The organism is Solicola gregarius (assembly GCF_025790165.1).
Taxonomy (GTDB): Bacteria; Actinomycetota; Actinomycetes; order Propionibacteriales; family Nocardioidaceae; genus Solicola; species Solicola gregarius.
The window spans coordinates 4,605,003-4,627,623 of record NZ_CP094970.1 but is presented as its reverse complement, the minus strand read 5'-3'; the positions used below and the strand labels follow the sequence as shown (position 1 = coordinate 4,627,623).

General features: G+C 70.5%; 22 protein-coding genes and 1 riboswitch. Of the genes, 20 read left to right on the top strand and 2 right to left on the bottom strand.

Annotated elements, in window-relative coordinates:
* Positions 1–8 precede the first annotated feature (8 nt).
* Entirely contained in the window at positions 9–395 is a 387-nt protein-coding gene (locus L0C25_RS22580; protein ID WP_271634053.1) for an OB-fold nucleic acid binding domain-containing protein, read from the top strand.
* The gene (locus L0C25_RS22575) at positions 392–1,105 is read left to right on the top strand and encodes a DUF3159 domain-containing protein (RefSeq protein ID WP_271634052.1); all 714 of its coding nucleotides are present in this window, start codon (positions 392–394) and stop codon (positions 1,103–1,105) included. Before L0C25_RS22580 ends, L0C25_RS22575 begins: the two co-directional genes overlap by 4 nt.
* A gap of 96 nt (positions 1,106–1,201) precedes the next feature.
* Here the strand turns inward: L0C25_RS22575 and L0C25_RS22570 are convergent, their stop codons facing one another.
* Entirely contained in the window at positions 1,202–1,873 is a 672-nt protein-coding gene (locus L0C25_RS22570; protein ID WP_271636883.1) for a potassium channel family protein, read from the bottom strand.
* Between the two features lie 164 nt (positions 1,874–2,037).
* Entirely contained in the window at positions 2,038–2,691 is a 654-nt protein-coding gene (locus L0C25_RS22565) for a potassium channel family protein (RefSeq protein WP_271636882.1), read from the bottom strand.
* Positions 2,692–2,828: 137 nt separating this feature from the next.
* Between L0C25_RS22565 and L0C25_RS22560 the strand changes: the two genes are divergently transcribed.
* From L0C25_RS22560 to L0C25_RS22475, 18 genes are all read left to right on the top strand, one after another.
* Entirely contained in the window at positions 2,829–4,880 is a 2,052-nt protein-coding gene (locus tag L0C25_RS22560; RefSeq protein ID WP_408641655.1) for an APC family permease, read from the top strand.
* Positions 4,870–6,051, top strand: a complete 1,182-nt coding sequence (locus L0C25_RS22555; protein ID WP_271634050.1) for a class I SAM-dependent RNA methyltransferase — start codon at positions 4,870–4,872, stop codon at positions 6,049–6,051. Before L0C25_RS22560 ends, L0C25_RS22555 begins: the two co-directional genes overlap by 11 nt.
* Positions 6,052–6,114: 63 nt before the next feature.
* Positions 6,115–7,083: a peptidoglycan-binding protein gene (locus tag L0C25_RS22550; RefSeq protein WP_271634049.1), complete on the top strand. Its 969-nt coding sequence runs from the start codon at positions 6,115–6,117 to the stop codon at positions 7,081–7,083.
* 96 nt (positions 7,084–7,179) lie between these two features.
* Positions 7,180–9,663, top strand: a complete 2,484-nt coding sequence (locus tag L0C25_RS22545) for an SCO7613 C-terminal domain-containing membrane protein (RefSeq protein WP_271634048.1) — start codon at positions 7,180–7,182, stop codon at positions 9,661–9,663.
* An 18-nt stretch (positions 9,664–9,681) separates the two neighbouring features.
* Positions 9,682–10,341 carry a hypothetical protein gene (locus L0C25_RS22540; RefSeq protein ID WP_271634047.1) on the top strand — a complete coding sequence of 220 codons (660 nt, stop codon included), beginning with the start codon at positions 9,682–9,684 and terminating at the stop codon, positions 10,339–10,341.
* A 117-nt stretch (positions 10,342–10,458) separates the two neighbouring features.
* Positions 10,459–10,929 carry a hypothetical protein gene (locus tag L0C25_RS22535; protein WP_271634046.1) on the top strand — a complete coding sequence of 157 codons (471 nt, stop codon included), beginning with the start codon at positions 10,459–10,461 and terminating at the stop codon, positions 10,927–10,929.
* A gap of 11 nt (positions 10,930–10,940) precedes the next feature.
* Positions 10,941–11,459, top strand: coding sequence for a hypothetical protein (locus tag L0C25_RS22530; protein ID WP_271634045.1), 519 nt, complete (start codon positions 10,941–10,943; stop codon positions 11,457–11,459).
* Positions 11,460–11,614: 155 nt separating this feature from the next.
* Positions 11,615–11,935 carry an integration host factor, actinobacterial type gene (mihF, locus tag L0C25_RS22525; protein WP_271634043.1) on the top strand — a complete coding sequence of 107 codons (321 nt, stop codon included), beginning with the start codon at positions 11,615–11,617 and terminating at the stop codon, positions 11,933–11,935.
* Entirely contained in the window at positions 11,928–12,521 is a 594-nt protein-coding gene (gene gmk, locus L0C25_RS22520) for a guanylate kinase (protein ID WP_271634042.1), read from the top strand. The genes mihF and gmk overlap by 8 nt, the downstream gene beginning before the upstream one ends.
* 51 nt (positions 12,522–12,572) lie before the next feature.
* Positions 12,573–12,845, top strand: coding sequence for a DNA-directed RNA polymerase subunit omega (gene rpoZ / locus L0C25_RS22515; RefSeq protein WP_271634041.1), 273 nt, complete (start codon positions 12,573–12,575; stop codon positions 12,843–12,845).
* A gap of 17 nt (positions 12,846–12,862) precedes the next feature.
* Positions 12,863–14,098 carry a bifunctional phosphopantothenoylcysteine decarboxylase/phosphopantothenate--cysteine ligase CoaBC gene (gene coaBC / locus L0C25_RS22510; RefSeq protein ID WP_271634039.1) on the top strand — a complete coding sequence of 412 codons (1,236 nt, stop codon included), beginning with the start codon at positions 12,863–12,865 and terminating at the stop codon, positions 14,096–14,098.
* Between the two features lie 62 nt (positions 14,099–14,160).
* Positions 14,161–15,357 carry a methionine adenosyltransferase gene (metK, locus tag L0C25_RS22505; RefSeq protein ID WP_271634038.1) on the top strand — a complete coding sequence of 399 codons (1,197 nt, stop codon included), beginning with the start codon at positions 14,161–14,163 and terminating at the stop codon, positions 15,355–15,357.
* A 58-nt stretch (positions 15,358–15,415) separates the two neighbouring features.
* Positions 15,416–17,425: a primosomal protein N' gene (locus tag L0C25_RS22500; protein WP_271634037.1), complete on the top strand. Its 2,010-nt coding sequence runs from the start codon at positions 15,416–15,418 to the stop codon at positions 17,423–17,425.
* A gap of 303 nt (positions 17,426–17,728) precedes the next feature.
* Complete coding sequence (fmt, locus tag L0C25_RS22495) at positions 17,729–18,661, top strand: methionyl-tRNA formyltransferase (protein WP_271634036.1); 933 nt, start codon at positions 17,729–17,731, stop codon at positions 18,659–18,661.
* Entirely contained in the window at positions 18,648–19,997 is a 1,350-nt protein-coding gene (locus tag L0C25_RS22490) for an RsmB/NOP family class I SAM-dependent RNA methyltransferase (RefSeq protein ID WP_271634035.1), read from the top strand. Before fmt ends, L0C25_RS22490 begins: the two co-directional genes overlap by 14 nt.
* A gap of 51 nt (positions 19,998–20,048) precedes the next feature.
* The gene (gene rpe, locus L0C25_RS22485) at positions 20,049–20,705 is read left to right on the top strand and encodes a ribulose-phosphate 3-epimerase (RefSeq protein ID WP_271634034.1); all 657 of its coding nucleotides are present in this window, start codon (positions 20,049–20,051) and stop codon (positions 20,703–20,705) included.
* A gap of 52 nt (positions 20,706–20,757) precedes the next feature.
* Positions 20,758–20,903, top strand: a riboswitch (FMN riboswitch).
* Positions 20,904–21,011: 108 nt separating this feature from the next.
* Entirely contained in the window at positions 21,012–22,016 is a 1,005-nt protein-coding gene (gene ribD, locus L0C25_RS22480; protein WP_271636881.1) for a bifunctional diaminohydroxyphosphoribosylaminopyrimidine deaminase/5-amino-6-(5-phosphoribosylamino)uracil reductase RibD, read from the top strand.
* Positions 22,016–22,618: a riboflavin synthase gene (locus L0C25_RS22475; protein ID WP_271634033.1), complete on the top strand. Its 603-nt coding sequence runs from the start codon at positions 22,016–22,018 to the stop codon at positions 22,616–22,618. Before ribD ends, L0C25_RS22475 begins: the two co-directional genes overlap by 1 nt.
* The last annotated feature ends 3 nt before the right edge of the window (positions 22,619–22,621 follow it).

Sequence of the window (22,621 nt, the reverse complement as noted above, 5' to 3'; positions counted from 1 at the left end):
CTGGATGTATGCCACGTTTGGGTGCGAAGGATCATCGCGGTGGGATGCTGGGCCGTGCGCTCGGCCGGCTCGCGACACCCACCGCAAGCATCGAGGACGCCGAGATGCGTGACGATGCCGCGAAGGCCGGCTGCGAGCTGATCGCGGACAAGGCCGACCGCCAGCAGGCGACGCTGCACGGCACGCTGCGCAGCGTGACGCTTCGCCCGCGCGGCGGGGTGCCGGCCCTCGAGGCCGAGCTCTGCGACGGGTCGGGCTCCGTTCTCGTCGTCTGGCTGGGCAGGCGCCGCATCGAGGGCATCACGCCCGGCCGCCAGCTGACCGTCCACGGTCGCCTCGGCGCACGCGAGGGCGAGCCCGTTCTGTTCAACCCGCGTTACGAGCTGAGTGCGTGACAGCCGAGTCGCACGACGCTCCAACCGAGGAGACCGTCGAGGCAGTCGTACGTAAGCAGCTGTCCAAGGCACTCGGCGGCGTCCGCGGCATGATCGAGGCCGCGGTACCCACGATCCTGTTCACGGTCGTCTTCCTGACCGTCCACGAGCTGAAGCCTGCGCTGATCGTGAGCCTCGGTGCCGCCGGGATCCTGCTGGTGGTGCGCATCGTGCAGCGGTCGACCGTGCAGTTCGCGGTCAACGCCCTCGTCGGCATCGGCATCGGGGCGCTCTTCGCGTGGCGGAGCGCGCGCGGAGGCGGTGACGCGGGCGACCAGGCGCTCGCGTACTTCCTGCCCGGCATCCTCTACAACGCGGGGTACGCCGTGGTGATGATCCTGTCGATCGTGACCAAGTGGCCGATCGTCGGGTTCATCGTCGGCAGCGTGACGGGTGACCCGACCGCGTGGCGCCAGGATCCGCAGATCGTCAAGCTGTGCCGCAATCTCACCTGGCTGCTGGTCATGCCGTGTGTGCTGCGCGTCGTCGTGCAGGCCCCGCTGTACGTCGCGGGCAAACAAGGCATGGCCGACAAGGACTTCATGGTCGGCATGCTCGGCACCGCGAAGATCGCCCTCGGCTGGCCGCTGCAGGTCGCCGCCCTGCTGGCGATGGTCTACGTGTTGAGCCGCAACCACACGCCCGTACGACCGGAGTCGCGTACGTCGTAGGCGGACGGTCCTACTTTACCCCGCCCGATATTGGGTCGATGTTGCATCGGTTGATACCTATTGGACCGATGCCACATCGACCCCGAAACGGCGACCTCAGCCGGGGTGCTCGTCGGGCGCGAGCAGCCGCGCGATCTCGGTCTCTCGCTCCTCGCTGGCGACGAACAGCAGCTCATCGCCGCCCTCGAGCGACCGGTCCGCGTCGGGTGTGAGGATGGCCTGGTCCCGCAGGATGGCTACCAGGGCGACATCGCCCGGCCATGTCACGTTGCCGACGCGTTGACCGAGATGCGGAGAGTCCGTCGGCAGCGTGAGCTCGACGAGGTTCGCCCTGCTCTGCCGGAACGTGAACAGCCGGACGAGATCTCCGACGGTCACGGCCTCCTCGACGAGGGCCGACATCAGCCGTGGGGTCGACACGAGTACGTCGACGCCCCAGGACTCGCTGAACAGCCACTCGTTGCTCGGATGGTTGACGCGGCCGACGGTACGAGGAACGGCGAACTCCGTCTTGGCGAGCAGAGACACCACGAGGTTCACCTTGTCGTCGCCGGTCGCTGCGATGACGACGTCGCACTGCTGCATCTGTGACTCCTCGAGGGAGGAGAGCTCGCAGGCGTCGGCGAGCAGCCACTCGGCGCCGGAGACGGTGTCGGCGTTGATCGCCCCGGGGTCCTTGTCGATCAGCAGCACCTGATGCCCGTTGTCGAGCAGCTCCTGGGCGACCGAGCGCCCGACCGCCCCCGCGCCGGCGATGGTGACACGCATAGTCATGCCTCCCGTGTCTCGGTTCGATCAGCGAGCGCGTCTCCGCGCCCGACCTGGCAAGGCGTGGGAGCGAAGTAGTAGTTGATCTCTCCAGCGAGTGACCACAACGCAGCCAGGCGGAGTGCGGGGGTGGGCGAGCCGGACCGAGACATGGGAGGCATGACTCAGCGCTCCTCGTCCGTTGGGCCGTTGTGGAATCGGGCGAGTACGGCGTCGGAGTCCTGTTCGAGCATGAAGATGCTGACCAGATCGCCTTCCTGGACGATCGTCTCGCGCTCGGGGATGAGCCCCGTGCCGAGCCGGGTGAGGTGGGAGATGCGGCCGCCGGTGCCGTCCTGCATCTCGCGTACCGGCCGGCCGATCCACGGAGATGGTGCGAGCATCTGGTCGCACCGAACGGTCCCTGACGGGTCGCGCCAGAGTGGCTCGTCGCCCTTGGGCACCAGCCGGCGCAGCACCTGGTCGGCGGCCCACGTGACGGTCGCGACGGTCGGGATGCCCAGCCGCTCGTACACCTCGGCACGGCCGGGGTCGTAGATGCGGGCGACGACGTTCGTCACACCGAACTGCTCGCGCGCGACCCGTGCGGCGATGATGTTGGAGTTGTCGCCGCTCGACACGGCCGCGAACGCGTCCGCCGTCTCGATGCCGGCCCGCTTGAGCACCTCGCGGTCGAAGCCACGCCCGGTGACCGTCGAGCCGGTGAACGAGGGCCCGAGCCTGCGGAACGCGTCGGGATTCTGGTCGATCACCGCCGTGGAGTGGTCGCGTACTTCGAGGCCGCGGGCGAGCGTCGATCCGACGCGCCCGCATCCCATGATCACGACATGCACGAAGGGCCCTCTTTCGGTCGTCGGTCGCGTGTGCGAGACGAGATCAGACGCTACCCCTGTCCGGCCCCGGGTGTGCGGAAAGGGTCGCCGGATCGGCCCTATGGTCCGATGATCCCGGGCAGATGGCCTACGATCACGGCGTGGGAGTTGCCGAGGCCGGCAAGCGGATGCTGCTGGGACGCAAGCTCAAGAGCGCACAGCTTGGGGAGACGCTGCTTCCCAAGCGGGTCGCGCTTCCCGTTTTCGCAAGCGACGCGTTGTCGTCGGTCGCGTACGCACCTGACGAGATCCTGCTGACGCTGTCGATGGCGGGGCTGTCGGCGTACTCGTACAACTGGCAGGTCGGTGTCGCGGTCGCGATCGTGATGCTCACCGTGGTCGCGTCGTACCGGCAGAACGTGCACGCCTACCCCAGCGGCGGTGGCGACTACGAGGTCGCGTCGACGAACCTGGGGCCGACGGCGGGGATGACCGTCGCGAGTGCGCTGCTGGTCGACTACGTCCTCACCGTCGCCGTGTCCATCTCGTCGGGCGTGCAGAACGCCGCGGCCGCTCTGCCGTTCCTGCACGGGCACGAGGCGATCGCAGCGTCGGCGCTGGTGCTGATCCTGATGGCGGTGAACCTCCGCGGGGTCAAGGAGTCCGGCACGGCATTCGCGATACCGACGTACCTGTTCATGGCGTCGATCATCGGCATGGCGGTCTGGGGGTACGTGCGATATGCGTTCGGCGACCTGCCGAAGGTGGAGAGCGCGGAGTTCGACATCTCCTCCGAGGGTGCGTACGCGGGTTCGATCTCGTCGATCGCGATGGTCTTCCTGCTCGCGCGCGCGTTCTCGTCGGGTTGCGCGGCGCTGACCGGCGTCGAGGCGATCAGCAACGGCGTGCCGGCGTTCCGGCCGCCGAAGAGTCGCAACGCCGCGAGCACCCTGCTCATGCTCGGGACGATCGCGGTCGCCATGTTGATGAGCATTCTCGTCCTCGCGAACATCACCGATCTGCGTTTCGCCGAGGATCCGGCACACCAGCTCCTGCGCGACGGCGAACCCGTGGGGTCGTCGTACGAGCAACAGACCGTGATCGGTCAGCTCGCGAGCGCGATCTTCGACAACGCCGAGCCGTTGTTCTACCTGACGATCGCCTTCACCGGCATCATCCTCGTCCTCGCAGCCAACACGGCGTTCAACGGATTCCCCGTGCTCGGCTCGATCCTGGCGCGCGACCGGTACCTGCCGCGGGCACTCGACACCCGTGGCGACCGACTCGCGTTCAGCAACGGCATCGTCGCTCTGGCGGCCGGTGCGATCGTGCTGATCCTCCTCTTCGACGCCGAGGTCACGAAGCTGATCCAGCTCTACATCGTGGGCGTGTTCGTGTCGTTCACGGCGAGCCAGACCGGCATGGTCCGGCACTGGACGCGGCTGCTGCGCACCGAGACCGACCCGGCCGTACGCCGGCGGATGATGCGCAACCGGGCGATCAACGCGTTCGGGCTGACCGTCACGGGACTCGTCCTCGTCGTCGTGCTGCTCACGAAGTTCCTCCAGGGAGCCTGGATATCGATCGCGCTGATGACCGCGATCTTCTTCGTCATGCGCGGGATCCGGCGCCACTACGACCACGTGGCCGACGAGCTCGAGATCGACGACTCCGACGTCACGCTGCCGTCGCGAGTCCACGCGATCGTGCTGGTCGGCAAGCTGCACAAGCCGACGATGCGCGCCCTCGCGTACGCACGGATCGCCCGGCCGAACACCATCGAGGCCGTCATCGTCGACCTCGACCCAGAGACCACCCAGGCCGTGGCGCGGCGCTGGGAGGACCTGAACATCCCCGTGCCGCTCACGACGCTCGACTCGCCCTACCGGGAGCTGGTGCGGCCGATCGTGCGGTACGTCAAGGGCATTCGGCGCCGCAGCCCGCGCGACATCGTGTCGGTCTACATCCCCGAGTACGTCGTGGGACGTTGGTGGGAGCAGCTGCTGCACAACCAGACCGCGTTACGGCTGAAGGGCAGGCTGCTGTTCACACCGGGTGTGATGGTCACCAGCGTGCCGTATCAGCTGCAGTCGTCGAAGTACGCGCGCGAGCGTGCACAGCGCGTGCGTCCGGTGCCCGGCGAGGTACGTCGCGGCCAGGCACTCGAACCTCGGCAGGACGACGATGATCGGTGACGTCGTCGAGCTCGACGTCGGGCCGATAGCGCACGGCGGGCACTGCGTCGCCCGGCTCGAGGGCCGGGTCGTGTTCGTCCGGCACACGCTGCCCGGTGAGCGGGTACGTGCGGTGATCACCGACGGCACCGACACCTCGCGCTTCCTGCGTGCCGACGCGGTCGAGGTGCTCGACGCGGCGGCGGGAAGGGTCGACAGCCGGTGCGGGTACGCGGGGCCGGGAGGCTGCGGCGGCTGCGACTTCCAGCACGTCGGGCTCGCCACGCAACACCGGCTGCTCGGCGACGTCGTACGCGAACAGCTGCTCCGACTCGCCGGCATCGATCGCGAGGTGGCGGTGGAGGCCCCCGACGACGGCGACGGGCTCGGCTGGCGTACGCGGGTCGCGTGGGCCGTCGACGGCGACGGGCGTACGGGCCTGCGCAAACACCGCTCGCACGACGTCGTGCCGATCGAGCACTGCCCGATCGCGCATCCGAGCCTGCCCGAGGTGACGGGCGAACGCTGGTCGGCCGGCCGGGTCGACGCGGTCGTCTCGTCGGAGGGCGACGCGATCGTCGTGGCCGACGAGGAGACCGTACGCGGCCGGCGGCATGCACGCGAGAGCGTTCGCGGGCGGACCTTCCGGGTCACGGGCAGCGGATTCTGGCAGGTGCATCCGCGCGCGGCCGAGGTGCTCGCCGAGGCCGTGCTCGCCATGGTCGTTCCGCGGACGGGGGAGCGGATCGCCGACCTCTACTCGGGAGTCGGGTTGTTCACGGCGTTCCTCGCCGAGGCCGTCGGGCCAGACGGCGCGGTGGTGAGCGTCGAGTCGGAGGCCGGTGCCGTACGCGACGCGCGGCGCAACCTGCACGACCTGCCGCAGGCGCGGATCATCGACGACCGGGTGGAGCGCGCGCTCCGTACCGGCAAGGTCGGGTCCTGCGATGCGGTGGTTCTCGACCCGCCGCGCTCCGGTGCGAAGGCGCGCGTCGTACGCGAGATCGTCGAGCTCGGCCCGAGTCGCGTCGTGTACGTCGCGTGTGACCCGGCGGCGTTGGCCCGTGACGTCGCATCGTTCGGCGAGCACGGATACGAGCTGGCCGACCTGCGTGCGTACGCGCTGTTCCCGATGACGCACCACGTCGAGTGCGTCGCGCTGCTGCGGCGCTCGTCCGACCTGACCCGTTAGCGGCCTAGGGTGCGGGCTCGATCGGTGATGACTCCCACCGCACTTCGAGGTCTGGAGAAAGACATGCGCGACGCGGGTTCCGACACGGCCGATGACCGAGGGCGAAAGGCGCGTGGGCTGTCCCGGCGGGGCCTGCTGACCGGTATTGGCGTCGGGGTCGGCGCCGCCGTGGTCGGTCTGCCCGGTGGCGCACCCGCCGCATCCGCCGCCACCGCGAAGGACGCTCGATGGTGCACACCGGCGCAGGGCTACTTTCCCGACGGCGGCTACTACGGGGCACCGCGCGGCGGCGGCCCGCACGCGGGCCAGGACATCACCAACTCGACGGGAACCGCCGTGTACGCGGCGGCCGCCGGCACCGTGATCCGCCGGCAGTGGGGAGGTGGACTCGGCGGCCGGACCGGCAATGCGATCGTGATCTCGCACGGCGGCGGGACGTACACCTACTACGGCCACCTGAGCGCGTACCGGATCGGTCTGAATGCGTCCGTCAGCGCGGGTCAACGGATCGCCGACATGGGCGCGACCGGCAACGTGACCGGACCGCACCTGCACTTCGAGACGCATACCGGTGGGCTCGGAGACACGGACAACCCGGTCTCGTTCATGGCCGCCAACGGTGTCGACCTGGACGGAGGCTGGCCGCGGCTCGACCCGGGAGCGGCAGGTGCCACCGTGGTCGTCATCCAGTACCTGATGACCCAGCGCGGGTACGACCTGGTCGCCGACGGCGATTTCGGCTCGGTCTCGGTCGCGGCGGTGAAGGCGTTCCAGAAGGCGAAGGGTCTGGTCGCCGACGGGCAGGTCGGACCGGCGACCTGGCCGCACCTGGTCTACACGCTCGACCAGGGCGACGCGGGATCCCATGTCCGGGGCCTGCAGGCGGCCCTGAACAAGCGCAGCGCAGGACTCGCGGTCGACGGCGACTTCGGGTCGGTCACGACCACCGCCGTCCGCGGCTTCCAGGGTGTGAACAGGCTGGTCGTCGACGGCGAGGCCGGGCCACTCACCTGGCAGGCACTCGTCGGCTGACCGACCGCCGCGCTCAGCGGTCTGAGTATTCGTACTCACCCGCGGTGAGTACATCGACGCTGCCGCCGGACGCCGAGTACGGCGAGCGTTGTGGGCATGAGCCGATTTGCCGATCCGAACTCCTGTCCCAGCTGCGGAAGACCCGCGTACGGCGACCAACGGTGCGCCTCGTGCGGGGTGCTGCTGCTCGGCCCGACTCCGCAGCTCCTGCTGGGCGTGTTGGCCGACGCGGACCGCATCCTGGACGGCCTGCGTGCAGAAGCCGACGGGTGGCGTCGCGCGCACGTCGCCGCGCCCGCCGCCTCGATCATGGGGCCCGCGCCGCAGGCACGCACGGCGACGAGGAAACGCTCGTCCTGGTCGACGGGGTCGACGCTGTTGGCGCTCGGGGCCTTGTGCCTCGTCGTCGCGGCGTTCGTGTTCGTGAGCGTCTCGTGGGGCGCGCTGGGCCTGATGGGGCGGACGGCGGTGCTTGCCGTGGTCACGCTCGCGGTGGCGGCCGCCGCCGCAGCGGTGACGGTACGGCAGCTACGGGCGTCTGCCGAGGCGCTGTGGGCGGTCGCACTCGCCCTGCTTGCGCTGGACTACGCCGGCGCGCGCGAGTACGGCCTGCTGGGACTCGACACCTGGTCCGGTGACGTGACGATACTCGTGCTCGGTTGCCTGACGGGCATTGCGGGAACTGCGATCTGCGGGTTCGCCGGCCGGCGCGGCGATCTCGAGCTGGCGGTCGGAGAGGCCGGCGCCGGCATCGGCCTCACCCTTGCGGTTGTCGGTGGCGCGGGCGTCTCTCCGTTCGAACTGACCTGGACCGCGCTGCTGCTCGTCGTCCCGACGCTCGTGGTCGCTTCCGGTCTCCACGTCGGCGGACTCAGGTACGCGGGCGCGTGCGCCGTCGGTGTCGCGGGCCTGCTGCATGCGACAGCGGTCATCGGCGCCGCGGCGGACGCGCTCGCGTACAAGACGCTGTTCGGCCTCGTGGTCGAGTACGGGGAAGTGCAAACCCTCGTGGCGAGCGCGATGACGGTCGCGCTCGGCGCCGGCGCGTACGCCGTCGTCCGCCGACGCGACGTGGAGCTCGCCGGGTTGGCCGCCGGCGCGACCACAGCGATCGCTGCGACGCAACTGCTCGTGCTCGCGTACGCGCCGGTGCTCGACGACGTCGAGCTCGGCCAGGTCGTGGGGAGTGTGCTGGCTGTCGGACTCGCGGTCGTCGGCGTGGCCGCGCGGGGCAGGTGGCTGCGCGGTCTGCGTGTGACGGCGCTGCTCGCCGCGTTGCCCATGGCGTACCTCGCGATCGCCTGGTGCGCGGCCGCGTCGGCTTCGATCGCGGGATCGCTCTCCCCGGTCTGGTCTGCCGGCGGGTGGGCGGTGGTCCGGCCGCTCGACACCGGGATGGGGCCGGCGTGGCTCGCTGGCGTGGTCATCGGCTCGCTCGGCCTGGTGGTCGCCGCGATCGCGCATTACACGGATCTCCAGGTGGTCACACGCGTACGTAGGCCGCTGCTGTCCGTCGCCGGCGGGCTCGTCGCCGTCGGCCTCCTGTCATCGATGGCGTTGGCGTCGACGCCGGTCGCGCTGACTGCCACGGCAGTCGTCGCTGTAGGCGCGATCGTGGCCGGTATCGCGAACCGTGCACACTGGCAGGCGGTCGGATTGGCGATCGTAGTCGCCGGCGCGCCGATCGCGCTCGTCTCGCAGGCCGCCTCGCTTTGTACGTGGGCCCTCGTCGCGTTCGCCGCGATGGGGATAGCGATGCGGGCGGGCGCGACGCCCGTGCGGCCGGCGGCGGTCGCGATCGGCGTCGGGTTCGGCCAGCTCGTGGCCGTGGGTACGGCCGACCTCGGCGGACTGGACGGCCGGACACTGCACCTGGTGCTGGTCGTCGGCGTCGTCGGCGTGCTCGTCGCGGCGCAGTACCTGCCCGCTGCCGACGTACGCCTGGCGGCCGAGTCGGTCGCGGGCGGGTTCGCCGTCGTGGCCGTCGTCGTCGGCTTCGGCCTGGCGTCGGGCTGGCAGAGCGCGATGCTCACCGTGCTCGGCGCGGCACTTGTCGGGATCTCCCTGCTGCGCCCGGATCGGCGCGCCCTCCGGGTTGCCGGGTCCGCACTGCTCGGGCTCGCGTACGTGGTGCGACTGGCGGCGAGCGATATCGGAGTCGTCGAGGCGTACACGCTGCCGTTCGGTGTGGTGCTGCTGCTCGTCGGGTATGCACGGATGCGTACTGCGCCGGGGCTGCGCACCAGAACCGCGCTGCTGCCGGGCCTGTCGCTCGTACTGCTGCCCAGCCTGCCGCTGGTGCTGGCCGATCCGGCTTCGGTACGCGGTCTGCTCCTCGGGTTTGCGGCCGCTACGACGCTCGCCGGCGGCACGTGGCTGCGGTGGCAGGCACCGTTCGCCATCGGCTCTGCGATCGTCGCGGTGGTCGTCGTGCGTCACCTGGGGCCGTACGCGGAAGCGGTGCCGCGCTGGTCGTTGATCGCGGCAGCCGGTACGGCGCTGCTGCTGGTCGGTGTCACCTGGGAGTCGCGGGTGCGCGACGCACGCGCGGTTTCGTCCTATGTCACGACGATGCGATGACGCCTATGCTCGGAGGCTATGAAGCGCCTGGTTGCCGCTTCCGTCGCCGCCGCGATCTGCCTCTCGGCGTTGGCGGGCTGCGCGGACGCGGGCGACCGGGCGAACGACCCACCCGCTCCGGCGGCGAAGGGTCCTGAGACGACCGGGCCCGAGTCCGACGGCCGCTCCGGGCACGACTCGAACGACAAGGCCGGTGAGTCGGGTGACGACTCCGGACGAACGGACGAACGAGACGGGTCCCCGCCCGATTCCGGACCAGGTCAGGGTAGCGACGGCCGCGACGACGGGGCCCACTCCGCAGACGAGACCACCGGCTCTCGCGCGTACTGCGACGCGGTCGACGACCTGCGTACCGAGTTCGACCTGTCCGGCGTGCACGTGCGGGACGGCGCCGACATCGAGGCCGCGGCGCGGGCCGTCCGACGAGTGACGGACGTCGCGCCGGACGAGGTCGCGCCGCACTGGCGACGACTGGCGGAGTTGTTCGAGCGCGTACGCTCGGTGCTGCGCCGCTACGACATCGATCTGTCGGACGCACAAGCGCTCGAGGATCTCGGACAACAGGCGTACACCTACCTGTTGCGCGCGGTCCGCGGCTACAAGTCACCCGACGTCGTCGCCGCGGCGGAGGCAATAGCAGCCGACGTCAGACGGTCGTGTGGGTTCTCCCTGCGATAGCCGTCATACCTGGAACCATCGGGCGCGCGCTCTCGTCGTACCGCAGGGAATCGGCGTGGCGCCGGTGTGGAAGACTGCGCGACCGGCGCGACCAAGACAACGATTGATTGGGACTCAATGAAGCGACTGGCGACGATGGCCGCCACGACGGTGCTGGCGATCGGCACGCTCACCGCGTGCGGCGGCAGCGATGGCGACAGCGGCGATGGTGGCGGCTACTGCGACCAGGTCAAGGACGCGCAAGGCGAGTTCAGCGACCTCGAGAGCGCCGACCTGACGATGGACGACCTGAGCTCGATGGGCGACAAGATCGGCGACATCGCTGACTCCGCTCCTGACGAGGTCAGCAGCGAATGGGGGTCGGTCGGCAGCGCGGTCGACGATATGGTCGGCGCGCTCGAGGACGCCGACGTCGCGTCCGACAAGCCGCTGAACGAGGCGGTGACCGAGGCTGTCCAGAAGGATCCCGATCTGCGGGCGAGGCTCAGCGAGCAGATGAGCAGCTTCCAGGACGCCCAGAGCAATATCGAGACGGTTCAGAAGAACGTCAAGGAAGAGTGCGACATCGACCTCGGCGACTCGGAGTAGAGGAGACGTATATGAAGAGACTCACGACGATCGTCTGTGGCGGTCTGCTCGCGACGGCGGTACTGACCGGTTGTGGAGACGACAGCGGGGATGGCGGCGGCGGTGGTGACACCGACGGCGCGAGCGGCGGTGACTACTGCGGCCAGGTCGAGGAGATGAAGGGCCGGTTCGACGACTTCGCGAGCGGCGACTACACGTTGACCGACATGTCCGACACCGTCGACCTGATCGGGGACATCAAGGACGCCGCGCCCGAGGACGTCTCTTCACAGTGGTCCTCGCTGCACTCGGCGATGGGCGATTTCGCCGCCGGCATGGAAGACCTGGGCGTCGCGCCGGACGAGCCGATGGACACCGCGCTGAAGGAGGCCATGCAGAAGGACAAGGCCAAGGCGCAGGAGTTCATGAAGACGATGTCGGGAATGCAGAACCTCGAGTCCGACACGAAGGCGATCGAGAAGCAGGTCAAGGAAGAGTGCGACATCGATCTCAGTGAGGACGAAGCCGCGCCCGAAGACGGCGGTAACTGAGCACCCAGGGGTGGCGCGAAGCGGTCGGCTCGGCCGCTTCCGCCACCCCTGTTTGCGGGTCGCGGGATGACGTCGCTAGGTTCTACCTACACGGGGGCGACAGTTCGTCGTTCCTCATGTCGTACTGGACATTTCCACACCCCGAGGTGACCGAGTTGGCTCTACCGCCGCTGACCCCCGAGCAGCGCCAGGCTGCGCTCGAGAAGGCCGCCGCGGCTCGTCGTGAGCGAGCCGAGGTCAAGAACCGCCTCAAGCACTCCGGGACCCCGTTGTCGGCGGTGCTCCGCGAGGGCCAGCGCAACGAGGTCGTCGGCAAGATGAAGGTCCTCGACCTGCTCACGTCGGTGCCGGGTCTCGGCAAGGTACGTGCGCGCCAGCTGATGGAGCGCATCGGCATCGCAGAGAGCCGCCGCGTACGCGGGCTGGGTGCCAACCAGGTCGCGGCCCTGGAGGCCGAGTTCGCGGATCGTGAATGACAACGCCGACGGGCATGCGTTCCTGATCGTCCTCGCCGGCCCCACCGCGGTCGGCAAGGGCACTGTCGCGGCCTGCGTACGCGAGCATCATCCGGACATCTGGATCTCCGTGTCCGTGACGACCCGGGCGCCCCGCCCCGGAGAGATCGACGGGGTGCACTACAAGTTCGTGTCCGACGCGGAGTTCGACGCGATGGTCGCTGCCGACGAGCTCCTCGAATGGGCGGTCGTGCACCGAGCAGCCCGCTACGGCACGCCGCGGCGGCCGGTCGAGGATCAGCTCGCCGCCGGCCGGCCCGCGTTGCTCGAGATCGACCTGCAAGGCGCCCGCCAGGTACGCGAGCGGATGCCCGATGCGTTGTTCTGCTTTCTCGCCCCGCCGGACTGGGACGAGCTCGTCCGCCGACTCGTCGGGCGCGGCACCGAGGGCGAGCCCGAACGCGACCGTCGGCTACGCACGGCGCGGGTCGAGATGGCCGCCGAAGCGGAGTTCGACGTGACCATCGTCAACACCGATGTTCGGGATGCGTGCGAGGAGTTGGTAGGATTGTTCAGTTCCCGCCCGGAGTCGCGCCCGCGACGCTGAGCCCGCTGCGCTCCGGCACCGTCGTCCACGCATCCTGCGAGGTCAATCCACGTGGCCACCACCCGCTCAACGGCCGAGGGCATCACCAACCCGCCCATCGACGATCTGCTCGAGAAGACCGACTCCAAGTACAAGCTGGTCCTCTACAGCGCGAAGCGCGCCCGGCAGATCAACGCGTACTACTCGCAGCTCGGCGAGGGTCTCCTCGAGTACGTCGGCCCGCTCGTCGACACCCACGTACAGGAGAAGCCGCTGTCGATCGCGCTCCGCGAGATCGACTCCGACCTGCTCACCTGTGAGGACATCCCGGCCGAAGAGGCCTGAACGTCCCCGGCCTCGACATGACTGACAGCAGCCGCCCCCGCGTCGTACTCGGCGTGGGTGGCGGCATCGCTGCGTACAAGGCGTGCGAGCTAGTCCGGCTGCTCACGGAGTCCGGCCGCGACGTACGCGTCGTGCCGACCGCGGCGGCCCTCAACTTCGTCGGCGCGGCCACCTGGGAGGCGCTGTCCGGCCACCCGGTGCACACCGAGGTGTTCGCCGACGTGTCGCAGGTGCCGCACGTACGCATCGGTCAGGGGGCTGACCTGCTGGTGGTGGCTCCCGCGACGGCCAACGTGTTGGCGAAGGCCGCGCACGGCATCGCCGACGATCTCCTCACCAACACCCTGCTCACCGCCCGCTGCCCCGTCGTGTTCGTGCCCGCGATGCACACCGAGATGTGGGAGCACGCGGCGACGCAGAGCAACGTCGCCACGCTGCGTGAGCGTGGCGCCATCGTCGTCGAACCCGCCGTCGGGCGGCTGACCGGCAAGGACTCCGGCAAGGGCCGCCTGCCCGAGGCGACGCAGATCTTCGCCCTGGCCGACGAGCTGCTCGTACGCGGGTACGCCGATCGCCCGCTCGATCTCGCCGGGCGCTCCGTACTCGTCAGTGCGGGCGGCACCCGCGAGTTCCTCGACCCCGTCCGGTTCCTCGGCAACCGTTCGTCCGGCCGGCAGGGCTTCGCGCTCGCCGAGACCGCCGTCGCGCGGGGCGCATCGGTGACCGTCGTCGCCGCCAACGTGCGCCTGCCCGTACCCGCAGGGGTCGAGGTCGTACCCGTCGAGACCACCGGGCAGCTGTACGAACAGATGACCACCCGCGCCGTGGACGCCGATGCCGTCGTGATGGCCGCGGCACCCGCCGACTTCCGGCCGGCGAACCCGCTGGACACCAAGATCAAGAAGGCACCGGGTCGCGCTGCGCCCGAGCTGGAGCTGGTCGAGAACCCCGACATCCTGGCCGAGCTCGTCACGCAGCGTACGTCGAAGTCGCCGTTCATCGTCGGTTTCGCGGCCGAGACCGGCGACGACGAGGCCTCGGTGCTCGAGCACGCGCGGGCCAAGCTGGCGCGCAAAGGCTGCGATCTGCTGGTCGTCAACGACGTCAGCGCCGGGCGGGCATTCGACAGCGCCGACAACGAAGCCGTCATCCTCGGCGCCGACGGCGCCGCCGAGCACATTCCGTTCGGCCCGAAGGCCGCGCTGGCCCACGCCATCTGGGACGCCGTGGTCCAGAGGCTGGAAGCGACCTAGTGCCCCACCGCCACCCGGTAGGGTGGCACCCGCCAAACGCCATCCAACGAGCAGGAGAATCCGTGAGTCGACGCCTTTTCACGTCTGAGTCGGTCACCGAGGGACACCCCGACAAGATCGCCGACCAGATCAGCGACAGCATCCTCGACGCCCTGCTCGAACAGGATCCGCGCAGCCGCGTCGCCTGCGAGACGTTCATCACGACGGGCCTCGTGGTGGTCGGCGGCGAGGTGAGCACCAAGGGCTACGCCGACATCGCCCGCATCGCACGTGATCGCGTGCTCGAGATCGGCTACGACTCGTCGCAGAAGGGCTTCGACGGAGCCTCGTGCGGCGTCCAGGTGACCCTCGGGTCGCAGTCACCCGATATCGCCCAGGGCGTCGACACCGCGTACGAAGGTCGCAGCGAGGGAGCCACCGACCCGCTCGACCTGCAGGGTGCTGGCGACCAGGGTCTGATGTTCGGCTACGCCTGCGACGACACGCCGACGCTCATGCCGCTGCCGATCACGATGGCTCACCGGCTCGCGCAGCGGCTCTCCCAGGTCCGCAAGGACGGCACGGTCGCTTACCTGCGTCCCGACGGCAAGACGCAGGTGACGATCGAGTACGACGAGGCCGGCACTCCGCAGCGGGTCGACACGGTGGTGCTGTCCACCCAGCACGCCCGCGACATCGATCTCGACACGATGCTCACGCCCGACATCAAGAAGCACGTGGTCGACGAGGTACTCGCGACGTTCGACATCGACCACAGCGACTACCGGCTGCTGGTGAACCCCACCGGGCGGTTCGAGATCGGCGGCCCGATGGGCGACGCCGGCCTCACCGGCCGCAAGATCATCATCGACACCTACGGCGGGATGGCGCGCCACGGTGGCGGTGCGTTCTCGGGCAAGGACCCGAGCAAGGTCGACCGCTCCGCGTGCTACGCGATGCGCTGGATCGCCAAGCACGTCGTCGCCGCCGGCCTCGCGCGCCGTTGTGAGGTGCAGGTGGCGTACGCGATCGGCAAGGCGCAGCCGGTCGGGCTGTACGTCGACTGCTTCGGCACCGAGACCGTGCCGGTCGCGACGATCCAGAAGGCCGTCGACGACACGTTCGACCTGCGGCCGGCGGCGATCGTGCGCGACCTCAATCTGCTCCGCCCGATCTACACCACCACTGCGGCGTACGGCCACTTCGGCCGGGAGCTGCCGGAGTTCACGTGGGAGACCACCGACCGCGTCGACGCCCTGCGCGAGGCCGCGGGAGCCTGACCGCTCACGGGCTCACTGGGCGGGACTGCCCGTCGGCGGCGGCTGGTAGAAACGTCGGGTGAGCGACGATCATGAGCAGCTCGCGCTGCTCAAGGGAGCGGTACGCCGGCCCAAGGTGCCCGATGGCGCCGCGCTCGCGCCCGAGCTGCCCGTAGCCCGCGTCGCGGTCGACGTGTCGCTCGCCCATCTGGACCGGCCGTTCGACTACCTCGTACCCGAGGCGATGCACGACACGGCGGTGCCGGGCTCGCGGGTGGTCGTCCGTTTCGCCGGCCAGCAGGTGAGCGGGTTCGTGCTCGACCGGGTCGCGGAATCCGACCACACCGGCCGGCTCGGGCGTCTCTCGCGTGCGGTCTCGGACGAGGTCGTGCTACGTCCCGACGTCGCCCGGCTGGTGCGTACGGTTGCCGATCGCTATGCCGGCACGTTCGCCGATGTCGTACGTCTTGCGGTGCCGCCGCGACACGCCACGACCGAGAAGCGCGCGGCGCGTACGCCCGCCGGCCCCGTCGAGGCGCCGGCGGACCTCTCCGGGTGGGACGCCTACGCCGGTGGTGCCGAGTACGTGAGCGCGATCGCCGCGGGCGACCGCCCGCGCGCGGTGTGGTCGGCGCTGCCGGGCGCATCGTCCGGCCACGACATCGCGCTCGCCGTTGCCGCGACGGTTGCGGCCGGCCGGGGCGCGATCGTGTGCGTACCCGATGCCACCGACGTCGCGAGGGTCGGCGCGGCCATGGCCGACGTCCTCGGGGCGGGGCGCCACGTGGAGCTGACCGCTGCGCTCGGTCCGTCGGCACGCTACCGGGCGTTCCTCTCGCTGGCCCGAGGGCTGACGAGGGTCGTCGTCGGCACCCGCGCGGCGGCGTTCGCTCCGGTGCACGACCTGGGCCTGGTCGCGATCTGGGACGACGCCGACGACCTGCACGCCGAACCCCGCGCCCCGTACCCCCACGCCCGGGAGGTGCTGCTGACGCGGGCGCACGACGCCGGCTGTGCGGCGCTGATCGGCGGGTACGCGCGCTCGGCGGAGGCGCAGCGGCTGATCGAGAGCGGCTGGTGCGACGAGCTGGGGCCGAGCCTGCCGGCCCGGCGCGCCTCGTGGGCTCGGGTCGCGGTGACAGGCGCCGACGAACGCGCGGCGGCGGCCGACCTTTCCGGAGGACGGGCTCGGCTTCCGCACGAGGCGTTCACGCTGATCCGGTCGGGTCTCGACGCCGGCCCGGTGTTGGTTCAGGTGCCGCGGCTGGGCTACCGCTCCGCGCTCGCATGCCAGCGCTGTCGTACGCCCGCGCGGTGTGCGCACTGCGCCGGGCCCATGGCCCAGCGGTCCTCCGACGCCGAGCCGACGTGTCGGTGGTGCGGGCGTGACGGTGCGACCTGGTCGTGCGGCGAGTGTGGGTCTGTACGCATGCGTGCGGTCGTCGTCGGTGATGCGCGTACCGCGGAGGAGCTCGGACGCGCGTTCCCCCAGGTGCCGGTCGTGACGTCGTCGGGTGAGCACGTACGCGAGCGGGTGTCCGCGGAGGCGGTACTCGTGGTGGCGACTCCCGGTGCCGAGCCCGCCACCGAGGGCGGGTACGCCGCGGGCGTACTGATGGACTGCGGGCTGATGCTCTCGCGCCCCGACCTACGCGTCGCAGAGGAGTCGCTGCGCCGGTGGCTCAACGCGACCGCGCTCGTGCGCGGCGCCGAGGCCGGAGGGCGGGTGCTCGCGATCGGCGATCAGACGCTCGGCGTACTGCAGGCGCTCGTCCGGCTCGATCCTGCCGGGCACGCGCGCCGCGAGCTCGCCGAGCGGCAGGCGGCGCACCTCCCGCCGGCCGTCATCCTTGCGGCGGTCGAGGGGCCGGTCGACGAGCTGGAGGCGCTGATCGACCACGAATGGCCGCAGCCGTTCGAGCTGCTCGGGCCCGTTGAGATCGACGACGACTCGGCGCGGCTGATCGTCCGCGTGCCGCGCCATCGCGGCGGCGAACTCGCGGAGGCGCTGCGCGAGCTCCAGGCCGGGAGGTCGGCGCGCAAGCTGTCGCACCTGCGCGTCGACGTCGACCCGGCTCAGCTGGCCTGAGGGATACCGCGGCGAGAACCCCAGCACGTGGAGGAAGCCGCGGCGAGAACCCTAGGGTGAACGAGGATCGGGGTCCAGGTACGAGGGTGCATTGAACGACACGGGACGCACAAGGAGCCCGAGATGTGGTCTGAAACCGCGGAGTCGGCTCCAGCGGAGTCGCCACGAGTCGCGGTTTCGGATCACATCTCGTAGAGGCGGTCGGTCGCACGAGCGCGCCCGCCCAAGGCGACTACGTGACCGCGTCAGGGCTCTCGTCACGGTCACGGGGGCGGGAGGGCCGGCGGTCGATAGGGTGACTTGGTGCGTGTTGTGTTCGCCGGTACCCCAGACGTCGCCCTGCCGTCGCTCGATGCGATCGCGTCCAGCCACCACGAGCTCGTCGCCGTGGTGACCCGACCCGATGCCCCGACCGGGCGCGGCCGCAAGCTCGTCGCCTCGCCCGTGTCCGACTGGGCGGCCGAGCGCGGCATCGAGACCCTCAAACCCGAGCGGGCGGGCGATCCCGCATTCCTCGATCGGCTGCGCGAGCTGAGTCCGGCCTGCTGCCCGGTCGTCGCGTACGGCGCGCTGCTGCCGCAGTCGGCACTCGACGTACCAGAGCACGGATGGGTCAACCTGCATTTCTCGGTGTTGCCCGCGTGGCGTGGCGCCGCGCCCGTACAGCACGCGCTGCTCGCGGGAGACGAGGTCACCGGCGCGACGACGTTTCGAATCGTGAAGGAGCTCGACGCCGGCCCGGTGTACGGCGTCCTGACCGAGGCCGTACGCCCGGACGATACGTCCGGCGCACTCCTCGACCGGCTGGCGGCCGCCGGGTCCACCCTGTTGGTCGACACCCTCGACCACGTCGAGGCGGGCGACATCGAGGCCAGGCCGCAGTCGGCCGACGGCGCTTCGTACGCAACGAAGATCGAGGTCGACGACGGGCGGGTTCGTTGGACGGAGGCCGCGGCCGCGATCGACCGCCGGATCCGTGCCTGCACGCCCGACCCCGGCGCGTGGACGACGCTCGACGGCGGCCGCATCAAGCTCGGCCCGGTGCAGCCGACCGACGGCGACACCCTCGAGCCGGGTGAGATCAGCGCCGACAAGCACACGGTCCGGATCGGCACCGCGACCGTCGACGTGGAGCTCGGCTCCATCCAGCCCCGCGGCAAGAGGCCGATGCCCGCAGCGGACTGGGCCAGGGGAGTGCGCCCGGAGGCCGGAGCGAGGTTCGATGCCGAAGGCTGACCCGGCGCGGCGCATCGCCTGGGAGGTGATGCGTGCGGTCGACACCCGCGATGCGTACGTCAACCTGCTGCTACCCGGCAAGATCACCGACGCCGGCCTCGGCGGTCGTGACGCGGCGTTCGCGACCGAGCTGACCCACGGCACGATCCGCCGCCAGGGCACGTACGACGCGGTGCTCGAGACCGTGACGACCAAGGGGCTAGCGGCAGTCGACCCACCCGTACGCGACGTTCTGCGACTCGGCACCCACCAGCTGCTCTCGCTGCGCACCCCGAGCCACGCCGCGGTGTCGACGAGCGTCGATCTGGTACGCGAGCAGGTCGGCCACAAGCCGGCGGCGTTCGTCAACGCCGTGCTCCGCAAGGTTGCGCGCAACGACCTCGACGCGTGGATGCGACGGGTGGCGCCGAGCCGTGATGCTGACCCGATCGGACACCTGTCGGTCGTGTACTCGCACCCGCGCTGGATCGTCGAGGCGCTGCGCGCCGCTCTCGGCGACGATGCCGATGCCCTGGAGCGCCTGCTCGAAGCAGACAACGACGCCCCACACGTGACGCTGGCAGCGCGTCCCGGCCTCACCGACACCGATCGGGCCGAGCTCGAAGCCGCAGGTGCGACGCCCGGTTCGATGTCGCCGTACGCATACCAGCTGCCTTCCGGGATGCCCGGCGGGCTGAGCGCGGTACGCGGCGGGCGGGTCGGCGTACAGGACGAGGGCTCCCAGCTCGTGGCAATCGCGGCGGCGGCAGCGCCTCTCGACGGCGACGACGCGGCGTGGCTCGATCTCTGTGCCGGCCCCGGTGGCAAGGCGGCGCTCCTCGGCGCGCTCGCGGGGGAGCGGTCGGCGACGGTGACGGCGAACGAGCTGCAGCCCCATCGCGCCGAGCTGGTTCGCAAGGCCGTACGCGGGCTCGACAACGTCACGGTGGTCAGCGGCGATGGCCGCAAGCCCGCCTGGGAAGGCGCGTCGTTCGACCGAGTGCTCGTCGACGCACCGTGCACCGGACTCGGAGCGTTGCGCCGCAGGCCCGAGGCCCGGTGGCGTAGGTCCGAGGCAGACCTCGACTCGCTCACGACGCTCCAGCGCGAGCTGCTCGGCAGCGCGCTCGACTCCACCCGGCGCGGCGGCATCGTCACCTATGCAACGTGCTCGCCGCACGTACGCGAGACGCAGGAGATCGTCGAGGCGATCGTCGCTCGGCGCGATGACGTCGAGGTCGTCGATGCGACGCGGCTGCTCCCGCAGGTCGTCGACCTCAGCGGGCCGTACGTACAGCTGTGGCCGCATGTGCACGGAACCGATGCGATGTTCGTCGCGGTGCTGCGCCGACGCTGACAGACGGTGCTATGACGATCGCTCGGATCCGGCGTTCGGTAGGTTGCCCTCATGGGCATCCGCATCGCGCCGAGCATCCTGTCCGCCGACTTCGCGAACCTCCAGGCCGAGACCGCACGCGTCGCCAGCGCGGACTGGCTGCACGTCGACGTCATGGACAACCACTTCGTCCCGAACCTCACCCTCGGGGCGCCCGTCGTCGAGGCGATCGCGAACGCCGCCGCGCAGCCGGTCGACGCGCACCTGATGATCGAGGACCCCGATCGGTGGGCGCCGGCGTACGCAGAGGCGGGTGCCCGCAGCGTGACGTTCCACGTCGAGGCGGCGCACGCGCCCGTCCGCCTCGCGCGTGGGCTGCGGTCGCTCGACGTACGAGCGAGCATGGCGCTCAAGCCCGCGACGCCGATCGAGCCGTACGAGGACCTGCTTCCCGAGCTCGACATGGTGCTCCTGATGACCGTCGAGCCCGGATTCGGCGGGCAGAAGTTCCTCGACCTGGTCGTACCGAAGATCCGCCGCACCAGGGAGCTGCTCGACAAGCACGGCGGCGACATCTGGCTGCAGATCGACGGCGGTGTCTCGGCCGACACGATCGAGCGCTGCGCCGAAGCCGGCGCAGACACGTTCGTGGCGGGCTCGGCGGTGTTCGGTGCCGACGACCCCGACCGTGCAGTACGTGAGCTCCGCACGCTCGCCCAGCAGGCGTGACGAGCCTCACGACGCTGCCGCGATCGCCAAGGCGTAGTCTGTGCGAAGAGCAAGCGTGCTCCGGGGTCGGTGAAATTCCGAGCCGGCGGTGACAGTCCGCGACCCGGTCACTCGACTCGCATCCCGCGGGTCAGGTGCCCGGTTGACCTGGTGGAACTCCAGGACCGACGGTGAAAGTCCGGATGGGAGGAACACGCGACGGCCGCTGCGGCGGTCATCTCGTCGCCTCGCAGCGACATCGCCCCGGAGCCTGAGTCGGTGACGACGGGAGGCCGGCTGGTGGCGAACCAGGCCGAGAACGAGGCGATGCGCGAGGCCTTGCGCGCCGCGCGCGCCTCCGTACGCACGCATCCGAATCCCCGCGTGGGCTGCATTCTGCTTGCCGACGACGGCAGCCGCCTCGCTGTCGGCGTGCACCAGGGGCCGGGCACGCCGCACGCGGAGGTCGACGCCTTGCAGCAGGCGGGCGAACGCGCCCGAGGCGCCACCGCGATCGTCACGCTCGAGCCGTGCAACCACACCGGGCGTACCGGGCCGTGCAGCGAGGCACTGATCGCCGCGGGCGTACGCCGCGTCGTCGTCGCCCAGGCGGAGCCGACCGACCAGGCCGCCGGCGGAGCGGCCCGACTCGCGCAGGCGGGCGTAGACGTCGAGAGCGGCGTGCTCGCCGACGAGGCGTACGCCCTGAACGAGCACTGGACCCGATCGGTTCGCATGCAGCGCCCGTTCGTGACCTGGAAGCTCGCCGCGACCATCGACGGTCGCAGCGCGGCGGCCGACGGCACGAGCCGTTGGATCTCCGGTCCGGAGGCACGTCGTGACACGCATCGGCTGCGCGCTGCGGTCGACGCGATCGTCGTCGGTACGGGCACCGTGCTGATCGACAACCCCCGCCTGACGGTGCGCGACGACGCCGACCGGCCGATCGGCGACCAGCCCTTACGAGTCGTGATCGGTACCCGCGAGCTGCCCGCGGACCGGAACGTGTGGAGCGACGACGCGCCCACCCGTCACCTGGCGACCCGTGACGTGCGCGAGGCGCTGAAGGTCTTGTACGCCGACGGTGTACGCGACGTCTGGCTCGAGGGCGGCCCCACGCTGGCCGGCGCATTTCTCGACGCAGGCGCGGTCGACGAGGTGATCGCGTACGTCGCTCCGATGCTGCTCGGCTCGGGACTCGCAGCACTGCAGACGCCGGCCGTGACGACCATCGCCGACGCGTGGCGACTGGAGCCCGTTGAGGTAACAACCGTGGGCACGGACGTACGTATCACCGCCCGCCCGAGACTCGAACCGAAGGAGACCGCCTGATGTTCACCGGCATCGTCGAGGAGCTCGGCACCGTGGAGCGGCTGACCGACCAGGGTGACGCCGTTCGGCTCACCGTCCGCGGACCGCTGGTCACCAGCGACATCGGCCATGGCGAGTCGATCGCCGTCAACGGTTGCTGTCTGACGGTCGTCGACCGCGACGGCGAGACGTTCACCGCAGACGTCATGCGCGAGACGCTCGCGCGCACCTCGCTCGCGGATCTCTCGGCCGGCGACCGGGTGAACCTCGAGCGCGCTATGGCGGCAGGCGCGCGCTTCGGCGGCCACATCGTGCAAGGCCACGTCGACGGCACCGGCCGCATCGCCGAGCGTTCGCCCAGCGAGCATTGGGAGATCGTGCGCATCGAGCTGCCCGCCGACCTCGCCAAGTACGTCGTCGAGAAGGGGTCGGTCACCGTCGACGGCACCTCGCTGACCGTCGTCGGAATACGTGACGACGAGCCGGCGTTCACCGTTTCGCTCATCCCGGAGACCCTCCGGGCGACGACGCTCGGCACCAAGCGTGTCGGTGACACGGTCAACCTCGAGGTCGACGTCCTCGCGAAGTACGTCGAGCGACTCCTCGCGCACAAGGAGGCATAGGCC